The following is a 565-nucleotide window of genomic DNA, read 5'->3' on the forward strand; positions in this document are numbered from 1 at the left end:
CTGAGTTTTCATCGCTAATACATCCCGGTCAGAATTCTTCCCAGTCCTGATTCGAGGTTGATGCGGTCGTAATTTGTTTGCGAGGAGCAGGCGCAGCTTTGACCGGACGTACAGCCGCAGCTGGTTTCACTGTGCGTGCCGGTGTTTTGGTTGGTGTGCTGGCCGTTTGCAACTGAGCCGCAATTTTGAACTGCGCCACGACTTGCGTCAGATTATCGGATTGTTCACGCATACTTTCCGCCGCAGCGGCCGCTTCCTCAACCAGCGCAGCATTCTGTTGCGTCATCTCATCCATCTGATTGATCGCCATATTCACTTGCTCAATACCCGCGCTCTGTTCCTGACTGGCTGAACTGATTTCCGACATGATGTCAGCAACACGCTGCACACTCGTCACGATTTCCTGCATCGTGCTACCGGCGTTATCCACCAGACGACTACCGTGCTCCACCTTACTGACAGAGTCATCAATCAACTGCTTAATCTCTTTTGCCGCCGAAGCACTACGCTGCGCCAGATTACGCACTTCCGATGCAACCACCGCGAAACCGCGACCCTGTTCACC

General features: G+C 53.6%; 1 protein-coding gene. It reads right to left on the minus strand.

Going from position 1 to position 565, the window contains the following annotated elements; all coding sequences use genetic code 11:
- Positions 1-28: 28 nt before the first annotated feature.
- The coding region (locus KDM87_RS17640; protein WP_230407867.1) for a methyl-accepting chemotaxis protein at positions 29-565 on the minus strand (537 nt) is incomplete at its 5' end.

The organism is Cognatundibacterium rivi, assembly GCF_018139565.1.
GTDB lineage: Bacteria > Pseudomonadota > Gammaproteobacteria > Burkholderiales > Burkholderiaceae_D > Undibacterium > Undibacterium rivi.